Here is a 20,358-nt window from a genome sequence, read left to right as displayed (position 1 = left end):
CTCGGTTTCAGTTGCGCAGGTCTTGCGGCAACAGGTCGGCGGGGAAATTCTGGTAGGCAACGGGGCGCAAAAACCTGCGGATCGACATGGTCCCGACGCTGGTCGCGCCGAAGTTGGTCGAGGCCGGGTAGGGTCCGCCATGCACCATGGAATCGACAACCTCGACGCCGGTTGGGAAGCCGTTGACCAGCACTCTGCCCGCCTTCCGTTCGAGGATTGGCAGCAGGTCGCGGGCAAGGCCCAGATCGGCGTCGTCCATATGGATCGTTGCAGTCAGCTGTCCCTGAAAGCTTTCGGCAAGGGTGAGCAACTTTTCAGGTGAGCCGACGCGCACGACGAGGCCGAGAGGACCGAATACTTCTTCGCTGAGCGAGTGATCGGCAAGCCAGGCCGAGCCGTTGGTCTCGAACAGGTTTGGCGTTGCTTCGCGGCCGTCGCTCTGTGCCGCGAGAACCGGCGCGACGGCATTGCTTGCCCGCATGCGCTCGACACCTTCGTGATAGGCCGTGGCGATGCCTTTGGTCAGCATCGTCTGCGGCGCCACCTTTTCAAGAGCCGCCTTGGCGGCACTGGTGAACTTGTCTGCCTCCGGCCCGTCGACGACGACGGCGATACCGGGTTTGGTGCAGAACTGGCCGGCACCAAGCGTCAGGGAACCGGCCCAGCCTGAACCGATCGCCTCTGCCCGGGCAGCGGTGGCGGCCGGCAGCAGGAACATCGGATTAACGCTGCCGAGTTCCCCGAAAAAGGGGATCGGCTCAGGGCGCTGGGCGCAAAGGTCGAAGAGCGCCCTTCCGCCGGCAAGCGAGCCGGTAAAGCCAACGGCTTTGATGGCCGGATGCGTCACCAGCGCCGTTCCGACATCACGACGGCCACCCTGGATCAGGCTGAAGACGCCGGCCGGCATTCCGGTGCGCTCGATAGCGGCTGCAATCGCCTCGGCAATGATCTCACCTGTGCCGGGATGGGCTGAATGTCCCTTCACCACGACCGGGCAGCCCGCGGCAAGCGCGGCTGCCGTATCGCCGCCGGCCGTCGAGAATGCCAGCGGAAAATTCGAAGCGCCGAAGACGGCGACCGGGCCGATCGGCCGCTGCACCAGACGGATCTCGGGCCGCGGCGCCGGCTGCCGATCGGGTTGGGCCGCATCGATCCGAGCGTCGAGATGCGCGCCCTTGCGGATATGGTCGGCAAACAGTTTGAGTTGGCCGGTGGTGCGAGCGCGTTCGCCGTTGAGCCGGCCCTCCGGAAGCCCGGTTTCCTGCGTTCCGATGAGGGTGACGGCCTCGCCGCGCTTGTCGATCTCCTCGGCGATTGCCTCGAGGAAAGTGGCGCGCTCCTCGCGTGTCGTTGCCGAAAATGCTGCAAAAGCAGCTTCGGCGGCGCGGCAGGCGCGGTCGACCAGTTCCGTTGTGCCGACAGCGAAGTCACGTGCCTGCCCATGCGCCGGCTCTGACCGAAATGTCGTCGTTCCGGCAATCCATTCGCCGGCGATGAAATGCTTGCCTGAAGGGGTCCAGCTCATTGTTATTCTCCTCGGCGGAGCCTTGCTCCGTCCTGATTCCGTTGTTCAAGATGCGCCGCCTTAGCGGCCATTCACCTTCCGCCATTCGGCAAAAAGCGTCAGATTGCTTTCGTCGGTGGCCGGGTAGAGGCCAATGATCGTGTGACCTTGCTTGACGCGTTCCGTCACGAAATCCTCGTAAGCGGTCATCTCCACCGCTTCATCGGCGATCTCGTCGGCAATCTCCGCAGGGATGACGATCACGCTGTCATCGTCGCCAACCATGATGTCGCCCGGGAAGACCGCCACATCGCCACAGCCTATCGGCACATTGATGTCGATTGCCTCATGCAGCGTCAGGTTCGTCGGGCTGGAGGGACGATGGTGATAGGCGGGGATATCGAGGCCGCCGATCGTCATGGCGTCCCGGAAGCCGCCATCGGTGACGACGCCGGCGCCGCCGCGCATCATCAGGCGGGTAATCAGGATGTCGCCGGCAGAGGCTGCACGCGGATCCTTGCGGCTGTCCATCACCATAACAGAGCCTTCCGGGCACGTCTCGATAGCAAGCCGTTGCGGATGTTTCGGGTTCCGAAAGACGTTCATTGCATTGCGGTCCTCGCGCGCCGGCATGTAGCGCAGCGTAAAGGCCGGTCCGACCATATTGCGGCCCTTCGGCTGCACCGGCCGAACATCCTGGACCGTCTGGTTTCTCAGGCCACGCTTGAACAGCGCTGAACAGAGCGTCGCGACGGAGACACCCATCAGCTTTTCACGGGTTGCGGGGTTCATGTTTCTCTCCTCGTTCTCATTCAGACGCCGAAACTGCGGGTTTCCACGGTCCAGTCGCGGGCTTTGCCCGCCAGGCTGCAACCAAGCCCCGGACGAGCCGGCACGATCATCCGGCCGTCCTTGATTTCGAGTTGTTCGTTGAACAGCGGCGCCAGCCAATCGAAATGCTCTACCCACGGCTCATGCGCATAGGCAGCCGCCAGGTGCAGATGGATTTCCATGGCGAAATGCGGCGCCAGGCGCATGCGTTTCGCCTCGGCGTGTGTGCAGATGCGCAAAAAGGGTGTGATGCCGCCGACACGCGGCGCATCCGGCTGAATGAAGTCGACCGCATCGGCCCGGATCAGCGCCATGTGCTCGTCGGCGCTTGCCAGCATTTCGCCGGTGGCGATCGGCGTGGCAAGTTCGCGCGCCAGCGCCGCATGGCCCTCGGCGTCATAGGCATCGAGCGGCTCTTCGATCCATTCGAGGTTGAGCGGTTCGACCAGCCGGCCGAAACGCAAGGCCGTGGTGCGGTCCCATTGCTGGTTTGCATCGACCATCAGCGGGACACGGCCATCGATATGGCTGGTCACCGCATCGAGCCGGCGAAGGTCGATCATCGGGTCCGGCTGCCCGACCTTGATCTTGATGCCGCCGATACCGGAGGCGATCGAGTGATCGATGGCATCGCGGATTTCCTCGACAGTCGATGACAGGAAGCCGCCGGAGGTGTTGTAGCAGGCGACACTGTCGCGATGGGCGCCAAGCAGTTTTGCGAGCGGCAGGCCGGCGCGTTTCGCCTTCAGGTCCCAGAGGCAGATGTCGATGGCGGCGATTGCCTGGGTTGCAATGCCGGAGCGGCCGACCGAGGCCCCGGCCCAGCAGAGCTTGTCCCAAATGCGCGCGGTATCGTTGGGATCTTCGCCAATCAGGTTGTCGGCAAGCTCGCAGGCATGTGCATAAAGGGCAGGTCCGCCTGCCCGCTTCGAGTAACTGAAACCGAGCCCATTATGGCCAGCCTCGGAGACGATCTCGCAAAACAGAAAGGCCACCTGCGTCAGCGGCTTCTGCCGGCCCGTCAACACCTTGGCATCGCTGATCGGCCGCGCCAAAGGCAGGTAAACGAGCGACAGGGTGACCGATCGGATAGCGTCCAGCTTGGACGGACCGGCAGCGAAGCCAGCCTTCGGAGGCTGTGCGGGAATCGTACGTCGATCGGGATCAAACATCGTGGTGCCTCAGTTGATTGCCGGTTCCGGCGTCTTGCCACCGAATTCCGTGGTCAGGAAATCAAAGTCGCAGCCTTTGTCGGCCTGCTCGATATGGCCGGAGAACATGAAGCCGTAACCGCGCTCGTAATGCCGCGTCGGCGCCACCCAGGCGGCCCGCCGCGCTGTGATCTCTTCTTCGGAAACCAGCATATTGAGGCTGCGTGCCGGAATATCAAGCTCGACCATGTCCCCTGTTCTCAGCAGCGCCAGAGGCCCGCCAACATAAGATTCCGGTGCGACATGCAGCACGCAGGCACCGAAACTGGTTCCGGACATGCGGGCGTCCGAGATGCGTACCATGTCGCGCAAGCCGAGCTTCAACAGCGCCTTCGGCATCGGGATCATGCCCCATTCCGGCATGCCCGGCCCACCCTGGGGGCCGGCGTTGCGGAGCACGAGAACCGTGTCCGGCGTTAATGGATAGTCGGGATCATCGATGATCTTCTTCATCTCCGCATAACTGTCGGCGACCAGCGCCGGGCCGCAATGGCGATGGAATTTCGGGTCGCAGGCCGCTGGTTTGATAACCGCGCCATCGGGACAGAGGTTCCCCTTGAGCACGGCCAGCGAACCTTCGTGATAGACCGGGTTCGACAATGGCCGGATAACGTCGTCATTGTAGATCTTCACCTGGTCGAGACCATCCAACAAGGGTTTTCCCGTCACGGTAATCGCGGTGGGATCCAGTTTGTCGCCGAGCTGCTTCATCAGGGCGCGCAGGCCCCCTGCATAAAAGAAATCCTCCATCAGATAGGTCGAACCAGAAGGCCGGATGTTGGCGAGAACCGGCGTCGTGCGACCGATGCGATCGAGATCATCGAGCTCCAACGGGACACCGGCGCGGCGGGCCATGGCAATCAGGTGAATGATGGCATTGGTGGAGCAGCCGGTCGCCATGGCGACCGTGACCGCGTTGTCGACGGCCGCCGGAGTGATGATCTGATCCGGCGTCAGATCCTCCCACACCATGTCGACGATGCGGCGGCCACAGGCCGCCGACATGCGCTGATGGTTGGCGTCGGCCGCGGGGATCGAGGATGCGCCCGGCAGCGTCAACCCCATAGCCTCGGCGATCGCCGTCATCGTCGACGCCGTGCCCATGGTCATGCAATGGCCGTAACTGCGGGCGATCCCGCCTTCTATGCCCTGCCACTCCTCCTGGGTGATCGTGCCGGCACGCCGCTCGTCCCAGTATTTGAAGCCGTCGGTACCGGAGCCTAGCGTCTTGCCGGCATAGTTGCCGCGCAGCATCGGGCCGGCAGGGAGATAGACGAAGGGAATGCCCATGCTGACTGCGCCCATGACCAGGCCCGGTGTCGTCTTGTCGCAGCCACCCATCAGAACGGCGCCATCGACAGGATGGCTCCGCAGCAGTTCCTCGGTCTCCATCGCCAGCATATTGCGATAGAGCATCGTGGTCGGCTTGACGAAGTTTTCGGAAAGGGAAAGAGCAGGCAGTTCCATGGGGAACCCGCCCGACTGAAGAATTCCGCGCTTCACCCATTCGGCGCGTTCACGGAAATGCATGTGGCACGGCTGCGCATCGGACCAGGTGTTGATCACGGCAATGATCGGCTTCCCCTGCCAATCCTCCGGCGCGTAACCCATCTGCATGGTCCGCGACCGGTGGCCGAACGAGCGCTGATCATCCGGCAGCATCCATCGGGCGGACCGCAATTGCTCGTAGGTTTTCTTCGCGGTCACGGCTTTCTCCCACCTTTTCGCTTGCTTATCTCAGCGTTTGCACCAACTGATATTTTAGTTTGACATATATATCAATGGAAAGTTTGCATTCTTGTGCATTAGGTCGTGCAAAGCTATGAATGGAATCGAAAAGGACGCCTCACATGAATTCCCAGTTCGCCTCCACATTTGGCCTGACTGCGCCCGGCTTTCCGGTCGTCGCCGGCAGTACGGTCCAGCGGGTCTATGATGATCTGCGAAAGCGGATCATCACCATTCAGCTGCCGCCGGACACCACTCTGTCGCGCACCGAGCTCACCGAGACTTATGAAGTCAGCCAGACTCCCATTCGTGACGCATTGCAGCTTCTCAAACAGGAGGGTCTGGTTCGCATTTATCCGCAGTCCCGCACTGTGGTGACCAGGATCGACGTGCTGCAAATTTACGAGGCGCATTTCCTTCGCGTCGCGCTGGAATCGGAAGTCTGCCGCCGCCTCGCGACCGATCCGGATCCGGATCCAAGCGTCATCACCCGCGCCCGCTCGATCATCAAAATGCAGTCGGCGGTCGCCGACGACGCCGATCAGATCGCGATCTTCCAGGAGCTCGACGAGCTCTTTCACCAGACATTGTTCGCAGGCGCCAAGCGCAGCAGCCTGCATCAGCTGGTTCGCGAGCGGTCCGGCCATCTCGAGCGCATTCGTCGTCTGCATCTGCCCGAAAAGGGCAAGATCATGAGCATCCTCGAGGGTCACCACGCCATCATCGACGCAATTGCCGCCCGCGACGAACAGGGTGCCGTCGACGCGATCCGTGAGCATCTCAGCCAGACCGTCGCAAAAGTCGAAGAGCTCAGGAAGGAGTTCCCGGATTACTTCGTCTGAACCTGCCGCGTCGCGGGTTTCAGTCGGGGTCAATTGACCGGCGTCAGCAGCGGCCTGCCTGCGAAGAAGGCGGCAAGGTTGTCGACCGTCAATTGCGCCATCCTGTCGCGCGTTTCCTCGGTACCGCTGGCATGATGGGGATAGAGCACGACGTTGTCGAGCGCTGCGAAGCGCGGATCGGGATTGGGTTCGTTGAGGTAGACATCGATGCCGGCCGAGGCGATCCGCCTTTCCTGCAAGGCCTTAATCAAGGCCGGCTCGTCGACCACGGTGCCGCGGGCAATGTTGATGAAGCTGCCCGTCGGTCCGAGCGCATTCAGCACGTCTGCCGAAATCAACCCTTCGGTCGAGGGCCCGCCAGGGGTTGCGACGATCAGGATATCGGCCCAGTCCGCCAGTTTGACCGGTGTGTCGAAATAGGTAAAATCGTTGCCGGCTTTCTTCGTCCTTCCATAATAGCCGACCGTCAGCCCGACAGCTTCGCATCGCTTGGCAATCGCCATCCCTATGCGGCCGAGGCCGACGATCCCGGCCTTCTTGCCCGACGTCGACGTCGTCAGCGGCATCATGCCCTTCTGCCCCCAGTCGCCGGAGCGCACATAGCGATCGCCTTCCGGCAGGCGCCGTCGTGCCGCCAGCATCAGAAGCAGTGCCATGTCGGCAACGTCGTCGCAAAGCACCTCCGATGTGTTGGTGAGCTTGATGCCGCGCCGTGTCATCGCCTCGACATCCATCTGGTCGTAGCCAGCCGAGGAACAGGCGGCGAGCTCTAATGCCGGCAATTTCGAAAGCAGGGCTTCGTCGATCGTCACATGGCCGTTGCAGACCAGTGCGGAAGAGATCGGGCCGGCTTGCTGCAAGAGAGCATCCCGCTCTTCGCCTTTGACAAGATCGAGCCGGTGCAGCGTATAGGTCTCCTCCAGCATTGCCATCTGATGGGGCCGGAGCGGATAGGCGACGATGACATCGGGCTTCATGCGGAAACGAGTCCTTCCTGTAGTTGGCGGGCGGCGCGTCGGGTGGCCTGGATTTCCGGATCGGGATCGAGGCTCGCGGCAAGAAGCGCCTGCGTGTAGGGGTGGGAGGGCGCGTTGAAGATCTGTTCCACCGGCCCCTCCTCGACAATCTCGCCGGCCTTCATGACAATGACGCGATCGGCGAAATCGCGAACCACCGGCAGGTCGTGTGCGATGAAGAGGTAAGACAGGCCGAATTCGCGGCGCAGGCCCTCAAGCAGGGCAATCACCTGTGCCTGGATCGACACGTCGAGCGCGGAAACCGCCTCGTCGCAGATGATCAGTTTCGGCTCCATAGCCAGCGCCCGGGCAATCGCGATGCGCTGGCGCTGGCCGCCGGAAAACTGATGTGGATACCGATCGGCCATATCCGGTTTCAGGCCAACCTTGACCAGCAACTCGGCCACTCTCTCCTTCCATCTCGCTTTCGGCAGGATATCCGGGTGAATGACCCAGGCCTCCGAAATCAACCGGAACACGCTCATCCGCGGGTTCAGTGACTGGGTGGGGTCCTGAAAGACCATCTGCAAATCGCGACGCAGCCCGAATATTTCTCTCGGGGTCATCGCAAGCAGATCGTTGCCGCGGTAGAGAACCTGGCCCTCCTGCGGATCATCGAGCCGAACGATCGCCCGGGCAAGGGTTGACTTGCCGGAACCGCTCTCGCCGACAACGGCAACCGTTTCGCCGGGCATGATGACGAAATCCACGCCCTTCAGCGCCTGGAATGCGCCAAAACTCTTTTTCAAGCCAATGGCGCGCAGCAGCGGTTCGCCCTGCCGGTCACGCTCCTGGGCCATCGCACCCTTCCCCGGTGCGGCAGCAATCAGCTTCTTCGTATAGGCGTTCTGCGGGTTGCGATAGACTTCGGCCGCATTGCCGGTTTCGACGACACAGCCGGAATTCATCACCACGACCCGGTCGGCGATCTCGGCAACGACGCCCAAATCGTGGGTGATCAGCAACAGGCCCATGCCGGTTTCCTGCTGCAACTCCTGCAGAAGTTCGAGCACCTGCGCCTGCACGGTAACATCAAGCGCGGTGGTGGGTTCATCCGCGATCAGGATATCGGGCTTGCAGGCAATTGCCATGGCGATCATCAGGCGCTGCCGCTGGCCGCCGGAGAACTGGAACGGATATTTTCGCATCGCCGCCTGCGGATCGCTTATGCCGACGCGCCCGATCAATTCGAGCGCCCTCGCGCCAGCGCGTTCCGCCGACTGACCATGCGTCGTCATCATCTCGGTGATTTGCCAGCCGACCGGATAGACCGGATTGAGGTGGGCGAGAGGGTCCTGAAAGATCATGGCGATCTTGGCGCCGTTGATCGAGCGCCGCTCCTCGGGCGTCATTTTCAGCATGTCGCGGCCGTTGAGGAGAATGGTGCCGCTGGTGATCTTGCCAGGTGGCATGTCGATCAGGTTCATGATCGCCGAGGCCGACACGGACTTGCCCGAACCGCTTTCCCCAAGGATCGCCAGCGTCTCGCCGCGATCGAGATGCCAGCTGACATCCTGCACCGCCTTGACGGTCCCGCTGGCGGTGTGGAACTCGACCGAGAGGTCACGCACTTCCAAAAGATGTTCAGCCATTTTTCCTGCCCCTCATTTCAAGGCGCCAGCGTTGCGTCGGATCGAGTGCGATACGCAGCCAATTCGACAGAAGGTTCAGCGACAGCGTCGTCAGAATGATTGCAAGGCCCGGCCAGAAGGAAAGCCACCAGGCATTGGTGAGATAGGGTCGTCCTTGAGCAACCATAAGACCCCAGGTGATCTCAGGCGCCTGAATGCCGATCCCAAGGAATGACAGGGAGGATTCCGCCAGCATGACGAAGGCGAAATCCAGCGTCGCGATGGTCACCAGCGTGGGGAAGATCACCGGCAGGATGTGATGGAAGATAATGCGCCAGTACGATGCTCCCATGACCTTCGCCGCCTGCACGAACATCCGCTCGCGCACTTCCAGCACTTCGGCGCGCGTGGTGCGCAGATAGATGGGAATGCGGGTGATCGCCAGGACGAGGACGATATTGGTGACCGAGGGCTCGAGCATGTAGAGCACGATCACCGCCAGAAGCAGCGACGGAAAGGACATGATGACGTCGCCGAGGCGCATGATCCATTGAGCCGCGGAGGAGCGGCTGTAACCCGCCACCAGACCGAGCGCCGTACCGACGACGGATGAGGCGAGCACGGCTGCCGCGGCAACCAGGATGGTATTTTGCGCCGCCACGATGACGCGGGCAAGAAGCGGCCTGCCCAGCGCATCGGCGCCGAGGACATAGAGCAATCCGCGGGTGATATCGAACGGCGGCGCGTTCCGGCCCCGCAGGTTCTGCTTGGTGGCGATGGCCTCCAGCAGGAACGGGCCAAACAGCGCGCAGAGCAGAACGATCAAAAGGAACAGAGCCGCGAAAAAAGCGAGCTTGTCCGCCCACAGCATCGTCAGCCAGCGCCCGATCGGGCTGTTTGGTTTTTTCTCGGCGAGGATTTGTGTGTCGGCCATCGTCATCGCTCAATACCGGATGCGCGGATCGAGCAGCGCATAGGCGATGTCGATCAACAGGTTCATGATGAAGATCGCCAGTGCCGAGACCATGATGACGGCCAGCACGACGGCGAAATCGCGAAGCAAAATGGAATCGATCATCAGCTTGCCGATTCCAGGAAAACCAAACACCGTCTCGACGACAACGGCGCCGTTCAAGATGGCTGCCGCCTGGTCGCCGATGACTGTGATCACCGGCAGCATGGCGTTGCGCAGTCCATGAATGAAGATGATCGAGTTCGAGCGGACCCCCTTGGCGCGGGCCGTCTTCACATAGGCGGAAGACAGAACACTGATCATCGAGCCGCGGACCACCTGCAGGATCAGGCCGAAAGGCCGGATGAACAGCACGCTGACCGGCAGGACCCAGTGCCAGAAAGTTCCCGTTCCCGATGTCGGCAGGACATGCAGTTTGACGGCGAAAATGACGATCGCCACGATGGCCAGCCAGAAATCCGGCGCCGCAGCGCCGATCAGCGAGAAGAAAGTGGCAAGACGGTCGAAGACGCCGCCGACACGAAAGGCCGCCAGAGAACCGATGACGATCGCGGCGACCGTGACCAGCGCCATGGTGATGGCAGCCAGCCAGAAGGTCCAGACGAAGGCCTCCAGCACGACATTCATGGCCGGACGGGCCTGTCGCAGTGACTGACCGAAATTGCCTTGGGCAAGATCCGAGACATAACGGCCGAACTGGATGATCAACGGATCGTTGAAACCGTTCATCTCACGGAATTGCTGGCGCATTTCCGTGGTCGCATCGATCGGCAGATAGAGGTCGGTCGGATCGCCCGTCAGCCGGGAAAGGAAGAACACGATGACGATAAGCACCACGAGTGATACGCCACTGGCGATCGCGCGCTTGCCGATGAAACTCTTCATGCCACTCCTCCCGAGTGAACCCCATAGGGGCCGTGATGTCCGGTTTCGTCTTCGTCTGTGCTGCCTGTCATACCCCTCCGGCAATAGGCACGGCTCGACGACCAGTCGCTACAACTGAAATATTAGTGCATCTAAAATTTTTGTGAACCCCAAAAATGATCAGGGCTTGTCAACCGGCGGCTTGCGTCGCCATGTCATGCCGCGGGTTCCAATAATGGCCGCGCCGATGATCACCGCCGCGCCGATCCAAGTCTGTGCGGCCGGAACTTCCGCGAAAAATGAGAAGGCCATGAGGGCCACGACGGGCAGTCGGAGAAAGTCGAGCGGTGCCAGAACGCTTGCGGCCGCCATACCGAAGGCGCGTGTGATCAGCGTCATGTTGAGTGCGCCGAGTGCCCCTTGCATGGCAAGCAGTCCGAGTTGGCTCCAGCTTGGCATTGACCAGACCGGCAGCATGACGATCAGGCCAAGCGGCACCGTCGCTATCAGATTCCATGCAACCAGCCGGTCGGCGCTATCCCTCAATGCCATGCGCCGCAGCATCAATTGGCTGGCTGCCGTCAAGACCGCTCCTGCCAGCGCAAAAAGCAGCCATTGGTCGAAACCGGACGCTCCAGGGCGAATGATGATCATGACGCCGATAAAACCTGCGACAATGCCGGCCAAGCTGGAGATGCCGACATGTTCCTTGAGCACCAGCCACGCACCGAGAACGAGAAACATGGGCATGGTGAAATTGATCGCCGTCGCATCGGCGAGTGGCGCGTGCGCAAAGGCGACGAACAAAGCAACCAGTGAGGCAAGCTTCAGACCCGCACGCACGACATGCAGGACACGATAGGGAGAGGCTTTCAGGTCGACCCGTGACACGATCCAGGGCGTGACGACAAGAAGTCCGAAAAACGACCGGAAAAAGCCGATCATCAATGGATGCACGTCACCGGCCAGCAAACGCACAATGACTGCGTCGAGACTATTTAAAAAAGCGGCGGCCACCATTAAGCAGACGGCAAGGCCTGTGCGACCAGGCTGCATCACACTTCTCCTGATCGAACAAGGGTGAACCCTGCTATATCGACCATTCGATACAGCTGCGCGTTGAACCGGCAATCCATTGGAAATAAAGCCTTCCTGGCGTGTCTGCTTATCTCCCGCTCCCACGGTTTGCCGCGGCTGAGACCACTCGTTGTCACCAGGGGCCGGCAGCATCCGTTATCTCCGGCGCGGATTAACGGCTTTATCTCAATCCATCAGCCGCCGTCCACACGGACAGAGCGCATTGCGTACAGGGCCGCCCTCGCCCCCGCTAGTGGATCACTCCGTTCGTTTTCGCCCGGTTCGAGAACTGGTGGACGAGCATGATCCCCTGCTCAAGGAGCAACTCGGCCGCCTGCAGATCGCGTGGCGTCAGGTCTCCGGATAGACCGCGAATCGTATTGGCGACGCAGATGGAGTTGGCGACGAAGCGGGCGTCGCCCTCACCTTCCGCCTCCTCGGCCGTTGCTTCCAAGGCGTCGGCGACGGTGTCGAGCAGGCTCGAGCGTTCGACGAGCGTCATGTCGTTCAGGGTTTTGGAAATGCCGTTCATGATTGTCTCCTCGCGTGTGCTCAAGGCGGATCGCAGCTCCGTTTTCTCGATTTCAGTGACGTGGCGGTGACTGTCAGATAGGATGGCTGTTTTCAGAAGCAACTCATGGCTGCCGCGCACCTGACGCATGAGTGAAGCGAGATCGGACGGCTCAATCAATAATTTCGGGCCGATCATTCCAGATGCGTCAGGAGGTCGGCAATCATCGGTCGCTGCCCTTTCAACAGCTTTATGGCTGCGTTGGGCGGGGAAAACCACCCCGCGCGATCGACCTCCGGAAAGCTCTTTACCTGGCCCGACCGTGGTGGCCATTCCATTTCAAATTCGGAACTCTGTATCGAATTCACGTCCAGTACCGGATCGGCTTCGATCGACCACGCAACAACCATCTTTCCGCTAGGTTGTCGGTATTCGCCCAACGGCGTGAACCTGCCATCGACTGCTACACCCAGCTCTTCGGCGGTTTCCCTTATTGCCGCCGCGAGCTCATCTTCTCCAGGTTCGATCAACCCCTTCGGGATCGACCACGCAGCCTCGTCTTTCCTGGCCCAGAAAGGGCCGCCCGGATGGACGAGAAGCACTTCGATGTCCCTGGAAACACGCCGGTATAGCAGAAGTCCGGCGCTACGGATTGCCATCGCCTTGTGCCCTTGTTGTGTCGATCACGAGGCCAGGCATTCCTCACAGATGCCGCAGCCGTCATCGTCCATCCACTGACGCCGGCGCTTACAGCAAAGGCAAGCACGACTATCGGGTTGTTCCTTCGTGTCTTCCGGTGGAATGATCTCGATCGTCGTGTCGATTAGAGTGTCGGCCACAAGTTCCGCCATCTCGTTGCTCCATCAGTCTATTCTAAATAAGATAGGAGCGGCGATCGATACCGGCAAGCTCTCGACGCCGGTCGGAGCGGCAAATGGCATTCCGAACCACATTTGGCGATCTCAACATCGAACGCTGGGCCTTCTTGCGACAAGTGGTATAGTTAAATTTCGGTCGTCTACCTAGACGATACGACAAAGGAATTGTTCCATGGGAGACCAGAAGCGCCCGCTGCAACCAGGAGAAACCGCCCCGGCCTTCGCACTAGCCACGGCCAACTTCGACGGAACGGTCTCTTTCGCCGACTTGAGCGGTCGCCCGTTCGTGATCGGGTTCTTTCGCGGGCTGCACTGCCCGTTCTGCCGGCGCCAGCTAGAGCAGCTTGCCGGCGTACAGCCGACCCTGCGCTCCGCCGGGGTGGAGACTGTTGCCGTGATCAACACGCCGGTGGAACGTGCCCGCCTGTATTTCCGCCACCGGCCGACGCCGATAACGCTTCTGTGTGACCCGGATTGCCGCACGCACCGGGCCTACGGTGTGCCGCATGGCGAGTTCCTGCCCGAAGGAAGCTGCGAGCAGCCCGAATGGCCCTATGGCGCAACGATGGCGCAATTCCAGGCGGCACGCATCAACCCCACGGGCGAGCTGCCGGAACCGCTTCACCCGATGGAAGCCAACACCGTACTCAACGCCAAGGACGGCTTCGAGCTTGACGAAGTCGATAATGCGATCTTCGCGAACCACGCTACCCAGCTCGTCGGGCACTTCCTGGTCAAGGCGAACGGCACCATCGGCTGGGCACAAATCGAGGCGCTCGACGGACCGAACAGCCTCTCCATCTTCCCGACCGCGGCGGAGATCATCGCCGCCGCTGGCAGCCTTGGACGCTGACCTGCAGCGAACCATCTGCCAGCGTTGGCGAACTGTCCGGAAAAATTGGCACGTTACACGGACCTTAACCGTTTTTCGGTTTTTGCGTCGAACAGATGCAGTTTACTGAGATCCGGGGTAATGACGATCTGGTCGCCGGCGCGGAGATCAAGGCGCTCTCTTACCGTTGCAACGAGGTGATCGGCGCCAAACTTCGTGGTTATCTGGATCTCAGCACCGGTAGGCTCGACGAGAACGACCTCAGCGGCAACAGGGCCTTGTCCGATTGCGAGATGTTCAGGGCGAATGCCGTAGATAAGCTGCGCGCCGCGTTCCAGTGACGCTGCTTCCGGCAGCGGCAACCTGCCTCCGCCGTCCGCGATCAACTCCAGCGGCCCCGAAGTGCTGACCTGGCCTCGAATAAGGTTCATCGCCGGCGAACCGATGAAGCCCGCCACGAAAAGGTTTGCCGGCCGGTCGTAGAGATCGAGCGGCGAGCCTATCTGCTCGACGAAGCCGTCCCGCATCACAACAATCCGATCGGCCATCGTCATGGCCTCGATCTGGTCGTGGGTGACGTAAATGGTCGTTGTCTTCAGTCGCTGATGCAGTTGCTTGATTTCCGAACGCATCTGGACACGCAGCTTTGCGTCTAGGTTCGACAATGGTTCGTCAAACAGGAAGACCTGCGGATTTCTGACGATGGCACGGCCCATCGCCACACGTTGGCGTTGGCCACCCGACAGATTTTTCGGATATCTATCGAGCAGATGCTCGAGCCCCAGAATTTCAGCGGCTGCTCGAACACGCTGCCTGGTCTGTTCCTTGGGTGCTTTCGCCAGCTTCAGCGAAAAACCCATATTCGCCTCGACTGTCAGATGGGGGTAGAGCGCGTAGGACTGGAAAACCATCGCGATATCGCGTTCTTTTGGCGCGACATTGTTCACGACCTTGCTGCCGATCGAAATCCGGCCAGCCGAAATCTCTTCGAGGCCGGCAATCATCCGCAACAATGTCGACTTCCCGCACCCGGACGGACCGACCAGGATCACGAATTCGCCGTCTTGGATATCAATATCCACACCATGCAGAACTTCGAAGTGACCGTAGCTCTTGCGGGCATTCGCCACACTTACTGACGCCATAACTTTCTCCGGCTGAATATTGATATCTTCGGGACGCAGCCGCTCGTCTGACACGGCTGTCGATTGCTTATCGGATTGCCGTGGCGGCTGAATAAGGCGCCAGTACCGCGTCGATGGCAGCAAGGCAGAGTTCGCCGGCCTTCGGAGCGACCCGCTTTGACACCACGTCGGAATAGAGTCGGCCGAGATATTGGCTGATCAGAGTTTCGGGAATTTCATCGGGGAGCCGGCTGAACAATTCGCCGACCGCGGCGGATGCGCGAGGATCCGGCCAGTAATAGCGAATTCGATCACTATAGCTGAAATGCCGTTGCAGTCGCTCCTCATCGGGACCGCCGCCATAGTGGCCCGCCCAGCTTGCCGGTTGTTCGACCATGATTTTTTCCATGGTGGTCACCAGTCCGGTTCGTGGCGTCTTCCCGGCAAGCACGTCAGCGATCGCATCGAGACCGTACAGCGCTTCGCGCAGCGCGAAAGTCAGCCCTGGTCCGACCTTGAGGATTGCAAAGCCGCCGTCAACGAGAGCAGACAAGGCTTCGGCCGGTTGGTAGTCGGTGGAATGTGCTTCGAAAACCAAGCCGGGCATGTCGTCCAGCGAACGAATGAGGCTCTTGGCCCGTTCAGGCTTGTAGTGCGCCACGTCCGTGTTACCAAATTCCACGCCCGGCTGAACCACGATCCCAATGACCCGCTCCATTGCCGACGCCAAACCTGCTGCGGCAAACGACGCCCGGTGAACCGCCAGCGTTTTCATCGCCGCATCGGCCCGGGTAATTTCGATTTCTTCGAGTGCGTGCGTTGCACCACCTGGAGGCGGCACCTCGGTTCCGATGATATAGACCGGCGGACGGCGGCCTGAACGAAGAGCGGCCTCTTCAGCGGCCTTTGCCAATCGAGCGGCCCGCGCCGCGGTCAATTCGTCATCGAGCGCCGTGGGTTCACCGGCACAGCCCATCGACGTGTCCAGGTGAATCTTTTCAAACCCTGCCTCGACATAGGCCGTCACCATAGCCGCGGCGCGCAGCATTGCCTCCTCGGCCGCCAACTTTCTCCAGGGGTTGGGACCGAGGTGATCGCCTCCCAGGATGATGCGTTCGGCTGGAAAGTCAGTCGCTGCGGCGATGTCCTCGATGAACCTGCGAAAGTCCGCCGGCGTCATCGCGGTATAGCCGCCCTCCTGATTGACCTGATTGCAGGTGGCTTCGATGAGGACCGCCCGGTGCTCCATGCCGGCACGCCGAAGCGCTGCCTCGATGACCAGCGGATGCGCCGAGCAGACCGAAGTGACGCCACGGGGAAAAGGCAGGCTTCGGGCACCGAAAAGCTTTCGCAGCGCGATCTGCCGGTTCTCTTCGATCGACGTCATGCGAGCGTTACAACCTTCGTCAGGTGACGGGGAGAGACCGTGTCGATTTGCCGAGCCTGCGCGGCGCGTTCGCCGAGGACCTGCAGCGCCGGAAGGACAACGAGACCCGCAAGCGACAGATCGACATCGACGGCCAGTTCCAGATCGCCTGGACCACCCACACCGATGACGACCGCGCCTTTTTCTCTCAGTTCTCCCACCAGTTTCGTCTCCGCCTCCCTTTGGTCGGAGCTGTACAGCATGACCGCAACCGTCTTCCCGTCAACGAGGCTGATCGGCCCATGCCGGTATTCCAGCGGATGGAAAGCCTGGGTCATGATCTGGCTCATTTCCATGAGCTTGAGCGCTCCCTCCAGGGCGACACCGAAGAGGGGGCCTCCACCGAGAAAGACGAAGTGCGACCGGTCGGCGATAATTCCAGGAAGTGCGGCATCGAGAGCGCTCGCCAGCTGGCGGGCGGAATTCACGACAGAGGCGGGAACCTTCTGCCCGATCATCTGCAAACCGAGAAGGACCATGAGACTGGCCGATACCGTCATGACGATCCCTTCGTCCGGATGGGTTTCGGCCGCGACCATCCGATCGCAATTTTTCGCCAGAGAGCTTTCCGGTTCGACGGTTATCGCCGTCACGAAGGCGCCGGCGGCGCGGCTTGCCTTTGCTGCGGCGACTGTCTCTGTCGTCTCACCGCTCCGGGAAAGTGCGACGACGTGCGTGTTGCGCCACTCCGGCCAGAAGGCCGAGGGGCGGTTTTGCCATTCGGCACCGGGCACCGCGATTGCCTTGCGTCCGGCCATATTGGCATAGGCTGCTAGCGCAAGCGCCAGATTGAAGGACGTGCCGCAGCCGACGAAGACGAGCAGCTCCGCCCTATCGGCAGCTGAATTCGAGCCGATCGCCTTCTCCCAGTAGGGAAATTGCTCGAAAATGACTTTTTCGGTCGTGTTCATGAAGTCTCCGATTATTTGACTGAACCAGCCAACAGGCCGCTGACGAGGTAACGGTTGAGGAAAATGACGACGAGGGCGGGGATGACGATGGCGATCGAGCCGCTCGCTGTGATGAGCCCGTAGTCGATGAAGTTCTTCGTTACGAATTCCGGGATCAGAACCGTTAGCGGCTTCGTTGCCTGCGGCGAAAAAATGAGCGGCACGAGATACTGTCCCCAGGCACCAAGAAAGGTGAGGATCGCCGCGGCCGTCAGACCCGGTCCGGCCAGCGGCAGGACGATATTGAAGAAGATGTAGAGCCGGCCGGCTCCGTCGAGTTGTGCCGCCTCTTCCAGTGCGATCGGAAGAGCTTCGAACACGCTCCGCAGCAGCCATAACGACAGGGGCAGGAAGGCCGAGACATAGATCAGCGAGACGCCCAGATAGGTATCGACGAGATGCAGCTTGATCATGATCTGATAGAGCGGGATCAAGACAGCGTAGGCAGGAATGGCCAGGGTCGCGACGACAGCGACAAAAAGCGCTTTGCGGCCGGGAAACTGGAGCCTGGTGAATGCGTAAGCCCCAAGAGAGGATATCGCGACGCAAAGCAGCGTAGCGGCGATTGATGTCACCACGCTATTGAGCAATGCGGCACGGAACTGTTTGAACACCTCCACACCCCCGATCCGGGCGATATTGATGCCGAGCAGCCGGGAGTAGTGATCGAGCGTAAAGTGCTGCGGAAAGAAGTTGATCGGTCGGGTCGAAAAGTCTTCGCTTGGAGTAACCGAACTCGCGATGGTCCAGTAGATTGGCCCCAGAGACCAGATCAACAGGACGACGACACCGGTCCAAATCATCATTCGATAGGCAATAGTGGATCTCATCAGTCGAACCGTGTGTTGCGATAGACACGAAGGACGTAGACGAGCGAAATCAGCAGAGACACGAGAGTGATCACGACCGATAGCGCCATGCCATACGAGAAGCGGAGGTTCTGGAAGGTTTCGAGGTAGATCTGGACGAGCACCGGTCGGGTCTCGAGGCTGGCACCCGCCAGAACCCAGGCCTCGTCGAAGAGATTGAAAGCGTTCACGGTTGCGTTGGTCATGGCGACAGCGATCGCACTGCGAACCAGCGGCAGGGTTACCCATCCGAACATCTGAATGCGCGTGGCTCCATCGATCCGCGCAGCCTCGTAGAGATGCGCAGGGATGCTCTGCATCGCGGCAAGGACGATAACGATCGTCAAAGGCATCATGCGCCAGACGTGGACCACCGTTACGGCGACGATGGCGCTGGCGCGATCGTTGAACCAGACGTGATTTTCGAAAGGGAGCCCGAGCGCCGAAAGAATGCCGTTCAACAGACCCGCGCCCGGTTGATAAATCCAAAGCCATATGACCGAGTTCACAACGCCGGGCAGCGCCCAGGGCAAGATCACTGCTGCGAGCACCCATTGCCGCCCGACCTTGATCTGATTGATGAGAGCGGCGGCAAGAATGCCGAACACGGTTTCGGCGGTGACGGCCAGAACAACGTACATGAGCGTGTTGCTCCAGGTCGTCGCGAGCTGGCCATCCGACAGCATTCGGCTGTAGTTTTCCAGGCCGATGAATGGCGTGCCGGCCTGCATGGGGTTGACCCTGTGCAGGCTGTCCCAGACGGTTCTTCCCATCGGGTAGAAGACCAAAGCTGCCATCGTGAGAACGATGGGCGACACCAACAGCAAGCCGAGTGTGGCGTCGGCGTTGAAGCCGACCCCACGCTTGCTCGTGGCCTCTTCGGACGCCAAAGCTGTCATTGCGCCATTGCCTGCTTGGCGGCGGAAGCAATAGCCTCCATCGCCTGGTCGACGCTCATCTGTCCCTTGGCAGCGCTATTGATTGCCGTGTTTACACCGCTGGAAAATTGCGGATACCAAGGCGGCGTGCCCTGCGGGAACAGCGGCTCAACCGTCTTCGACTGCGCCACGAGAGCGTCGCCGCTGTTCAGCTTTCCGGACTCGTTCAGTTCGGAAAGCGCCGACGTGCGTGTCGGCAGGAAGCCGTTCACGGCATTCTTCTTCTGGAAGTCCTTGCTGGTAAACCATTTGACGAAGGCGATCGCCGCCTCCTTGTTGGGAGAGACATTTGGAATAGCCAGCGCTTCTGGAAGGCCGAAACTGCGCGTTTCACCGCTTGCCGTCGGTACCAGGATCGCCTCTACCTGGCCGGCGACTTTCGACTGCTTGGGATCGTTCATCTGGCCAAGACGACCAGGCTCACCGGAGATCATGATGCTGGTGATGCCCTGCGCGAACATGCTCTCATTGATCTGGCTGTCCTTCAGGCCGGTAGACGCCGGATCGACCAGCCCTTCCTTGAGGAGCATCAGCTCGAAAGCAAGCGCCTTGTAACCAGCCGAATCCGGCGAGGTGAACAGCGGATTGAAGTCCTTGTCGAAGAGTTCGCCGCCGAAGGCCTTGGTCAGCAAGTACCAGCTCGTTGACGCGCCTTCCGTCGCTGAAACCGGCAGGCCGATCGGATACTCGACAATGCCCTTTTCCTTGATCTTCTTGGCTGCAGCGACCAGGGCGTCCAATGTTTTCGGCATCTCGGTGATGCCTGCATCCGCGAAATGCTTCTTGTTGACGAGCATCACCCGGAAGTCGTTGGTGTAGGGAATTCCCAATAACTTGCCGTCAACCGTGAAGATCTTGGCAACGCCGATATCCTTCACCGTGTCGGCGTCGATCACGTCGTTGAGCGGCATATACCAACCGGCCGCGCTGAACTGACCGGTCCAGGACCAATCGAATTCGGTCACATCCGCTGGCGCTGTACCGGCAACCAAGGCTGTCACCAGCTTCGGGCGGATGTCGTCCCACGACAGGGTCTGCAGGTCGACGTGAATGCCGGTTTCGGCTTCGAAGTCAGAGGCGATGTTCGGTCCCTGCGGCGATGGCATGAGCACCGTGATCGACTGACCGGCAAGCGGCTTGGCGTCCTGGCCAAGAGCCGGTGCGGCGATTGCCAAGGCCGCCGATGCAAGTAGAGGCAAGATCAATTTATGCATGTTCCCATCCTTCATTATTC

At 60.6% G+C, this 20,358-nt stretch carries 20 protein-coding genes; 2 read left to right on the top strand and 18 right to left on the bottom strand.

Going from position 1 to position 20,358, the window contains the following annotated elements:
• Window positions 1-7: 7 nt before the first annotated feature.
• The 4 genes from FFM53_RS25560 to araD are packed head-to-tail and all read right to left on the bottom strand — an operon-like array spanning window position 8 to window position 5,253.
• Window positions 8-1,525, bottom strand: a complete 1,518-nt coding sequence (locus FFM53_RS25560) for an aldehyde dehydrogenase (NADP(+)) (protein WP_138333029.1) — start codon at window positions 1,523-1,525, stop codon at window positions 8-10.
• A 60-nt stretch (window positions 1,526-1,585) separates the two neighbouring features.
• Window positions 1,586-2,296: a ribonuclease activity regulator RraA gene (locus FFM53_RS25555; RefSeq protein WP_138333031.1), complete on the bottom strand. Its 711-nt coding sequence runs from the start codon at window positions 2,294-2,296 to the stop codon at window positions 1,586-1,588.
• A gap of 20 nt (window positions 2,297-2,316) precedes the next feature.
• Window positions 2,317-3,507, bottom strand: a complete 1,191-nt coding sequence (locus FFM53_RS25550; protein ID WP_138388953.1) for an L-talarate/galactarate dehydratase — start codon at window positions 3,505-3,507, stop codon at window positions 2,317-2,319.
• A 9-nt stretch (window positions 3,508-3,516) separates the two neighbouring features.
• Complete coding sequence (araD, locus tag FFM53_RS25545) at window positions 3,517-5,253, bottom strand: L-arabinonate dehydratase (RefSeq protein WP_138333034.1); 1,737 nt, start codon at window positions 5,251-5,253, stop codon at window positions 3,517-3,519.
• A gap of 143 nt (window positions 5,254-5,396) precedes the next feature.
• On the opposite strand from araD, the gene FFM53_RS25540 reads away from it, so the two are divergent.
• Entirely contained in the window at window positions 5,397-6,116 is a 720-nt protein-coding gene (locus FFM53_RS25540; RefSeq protein ID WP_138388954.1) for a GntR family transcriptional regulator, read from the top strand.
• 29 nt (window positions 6,117-6,145) lie between these two features.
• On the opposite strand, the gene FFM53_RS25535 is transcribed toward FFM53_RS25540, so the two are convergent.
• The 8 genes from FFM53_RS25535 to FFM53_RS25500 all read right to left on the bottom strand — a co-directional run bounded on the left by FFM53_RS25535 (window position 6,146) and on the right by FFM53_RS25500 (window position 12,979).
• Window positions 6,146-7,093, bottom strand: a complete 948-nt coding sequence (locus tag FFM53_RS25535; RefSeq protein ID WP_138388955.1) for a 2-hydroxyacid dehydrogenase — start codon at window positions 7,091-7,093, stop codon at window positions 6,146-6,148.
• Complete coding sequence (locus FFM53_RS25530) at window positions 7,090-8,724, bottom strand: ABC transporter ATP-binding protein (protein WP_138388956.1); 1,635 nt, start codon at window positions 8,722-8,724, stop codon at window positions 7,090-7,092. Before FFM53_RS25530 ends, FFM53_RS25535 begins: the two co-directional genes overlap by 4 nt.
• A complete protein-coding gene (locus FFM53_RS25525; RefSeq protein ID WP_171597921.1) occupies window positions 8,717-9,643 on the bottom strand; it encodes an ABC transporter permease in 927 nt (308 codons plus the stop codon). Before FFM53_RS25525 ends, FFM53_RS25530 begins: the two co-directional genes overlap by 8 nt.
• Before the next feature lie 3 nt (window positions 9,644-9,646).
• On the bottom strand, window positions 9,647-10,561 hold the full coding sequence (locus tag FFM53_RS25520) for an ABC transporter permease (protein WP_129417459.1): 915 nt from the start codon (window positions 10,559-10,561) through the stop codon (window positions 9,647-9,649).
• 159 nt (window positions 10,562-10,720) lie between these two features.
• The gene (locus FFM53_RS25515) at window positions 10,721-11,596 is read right to left on the bottom strand and encodes a DMT family transporter (protein ID WP_138333123.1); all 876 of its coding nucleotides are present in this window, start codon (window positions 11,594-11,596) and stop codon (window positions 10,721-10,723) included.
• 271 nt (window positions 11,597-11,867) lie between these two features.
• Window positions 11,868-12,149 (bottom strand): hypothetical protein, encoded by a 282-nt coding sequence (locus FFM53_RS37055; protein WP_020487077.1) that lies wholly within the window; start codon window positions 12,147-12,149, stop codon window positions 11,868-11,870.
• 173 nt (window positions 12,150-12,322) lie between these two features.
• Complete coding sequence (locus tag FFM53_RS25505) at window positions 12,323-12,787, bottom strand: NUDIX hydrolase (protein ID WP_138388957.1); 465 nt, start codon at window positions 12,785-12,787, stop codon at window positions 12,323-12,325.
• 24 nt (window positions 12,788-12,811) lie between these two features.
• Window positions 12,812-12,979, bottom strand: a complete 168-nt coding sequence (locus tag FFM53_RS25500; protein ID WP_171597916.1) for a hypothetical protein — start codon at window positions 12,977-12,979, stop codon at window positions 12,812-12,814.
• Window positions 12,980-13,178: 199 nt separating this feature from the next.
• On the opposite strand from FFM53_RS25500, the gene FFM53_RS25495 reads away from it, so the two are divergent.
• Window positions 13,179-13,859, top strand: a complete 681-nt coding sequence (locus FFM53_RS25495; protein WP_138388958.1) for a redoxin domain-containing protein — start codon at window positions 13,179-13,181, stop codon at window positions 13,857-13,859.
• Between the two features lie 53 nt (window positions 13,860-13,912).
• On the opposite strand, the gene FFM53_RS25490 is transcribed toward FFM53_RS25495, so the two are convergent.
• The 6 genes from FFM53_RS25490 to FFM53_RS25465 form a co-directional block, all read right to left on the bottom strand.
• Entirely contained in the window at window positions 13,913-14,983 is a 1,071-nt protein-coding gene (locus FFM53_RS25490) for an ABC transporter ATP-binding protein (RefSeq protein ID WP_138388959.1), read from the bottom strand.
• A 67-nt stretch (window positions 14,984-15,050) separates the two neighbouring features.
• Window positions 15,051-16,349, bottom strand: a complete 1,299-nt coding sequence (locus tag FFM53_RS25485; protein WP_138388960.1) for a D-tagatose-bisphosphate aldolase, class II, non-catalytic subunit — start codon at window positions 16,347-16,349, stop codon at window positions 15,051-15,053.
• Window positions 16,346-17,299, bottom strand: coding sequence for an SIS domain-containing protein (locus tag FFM53_RS25480; RefSeq protein ID WP_138333050.1), 954 nt, complete (start codon window positions 17,297-17,299; stop codon window positions 16,346-16,348). The genes FFM53_RS25485 and FFM53_RS25480 overlap by 4 nt, the downstream gene beginning before the upstream one ends.
• Window positions 17,300-17,310: 11 nt before the next feature.
• Window positions 17,311-18,144 (bottom strand): carbohydrate ABC transporter permease, encoded by an 834-nt coding sequence (locus FFM53_RS25475; protein WP_020486869.1) that lies wholly within the window; start codon window positions 18,142-18,144, stop codon window positions 17,311-17,313.
• A gap of 23 nt (window positions 18,145-18,167) precedes the next feature.
• On the bottom strand, window positions 18,168-19,085 hold the full coding sequence (locus FFM53_RS25470; RefSeq protein WP_138388961.1) for a carbohydrate ABC transporter permease: 918 nt from the start codon (window positions 19,083-19,085) through the stop codon (window positions 18,168-18,170).
• Entirely contained in the window at window positions 19,082-20,338 is a 1,257-nt protein-coding gene (locus tag FFM53_RS25465) for an ABC transporter substrate-binding protein (RefSeq protein ID WP_128459253.1), read from the bottom strand. The genes FFM53_RS25470 and FFM53_RS25465 overlap by 4 nt, the downstream gene beginning before the upstream one ends.
• Window positions 20,339-20,358: the final 20 nt, after the last annotated feature.

This window comes from Rhizobium indicum (assembly GCF_005862305.2).
In the GTDB taxonomy this organism is placed as follows: Bacteria; Pseudomonadota; Alphaproteobacteria; order Rhizobiales; family Rhizobiaceae; genus Rhizobium; species Rhizobium indicum.
The sequence above is the reverse complement of the archived record's forward strand: the minus strand, read 5'-3'. Positions and strand labels throughout refer to the sequence as shown.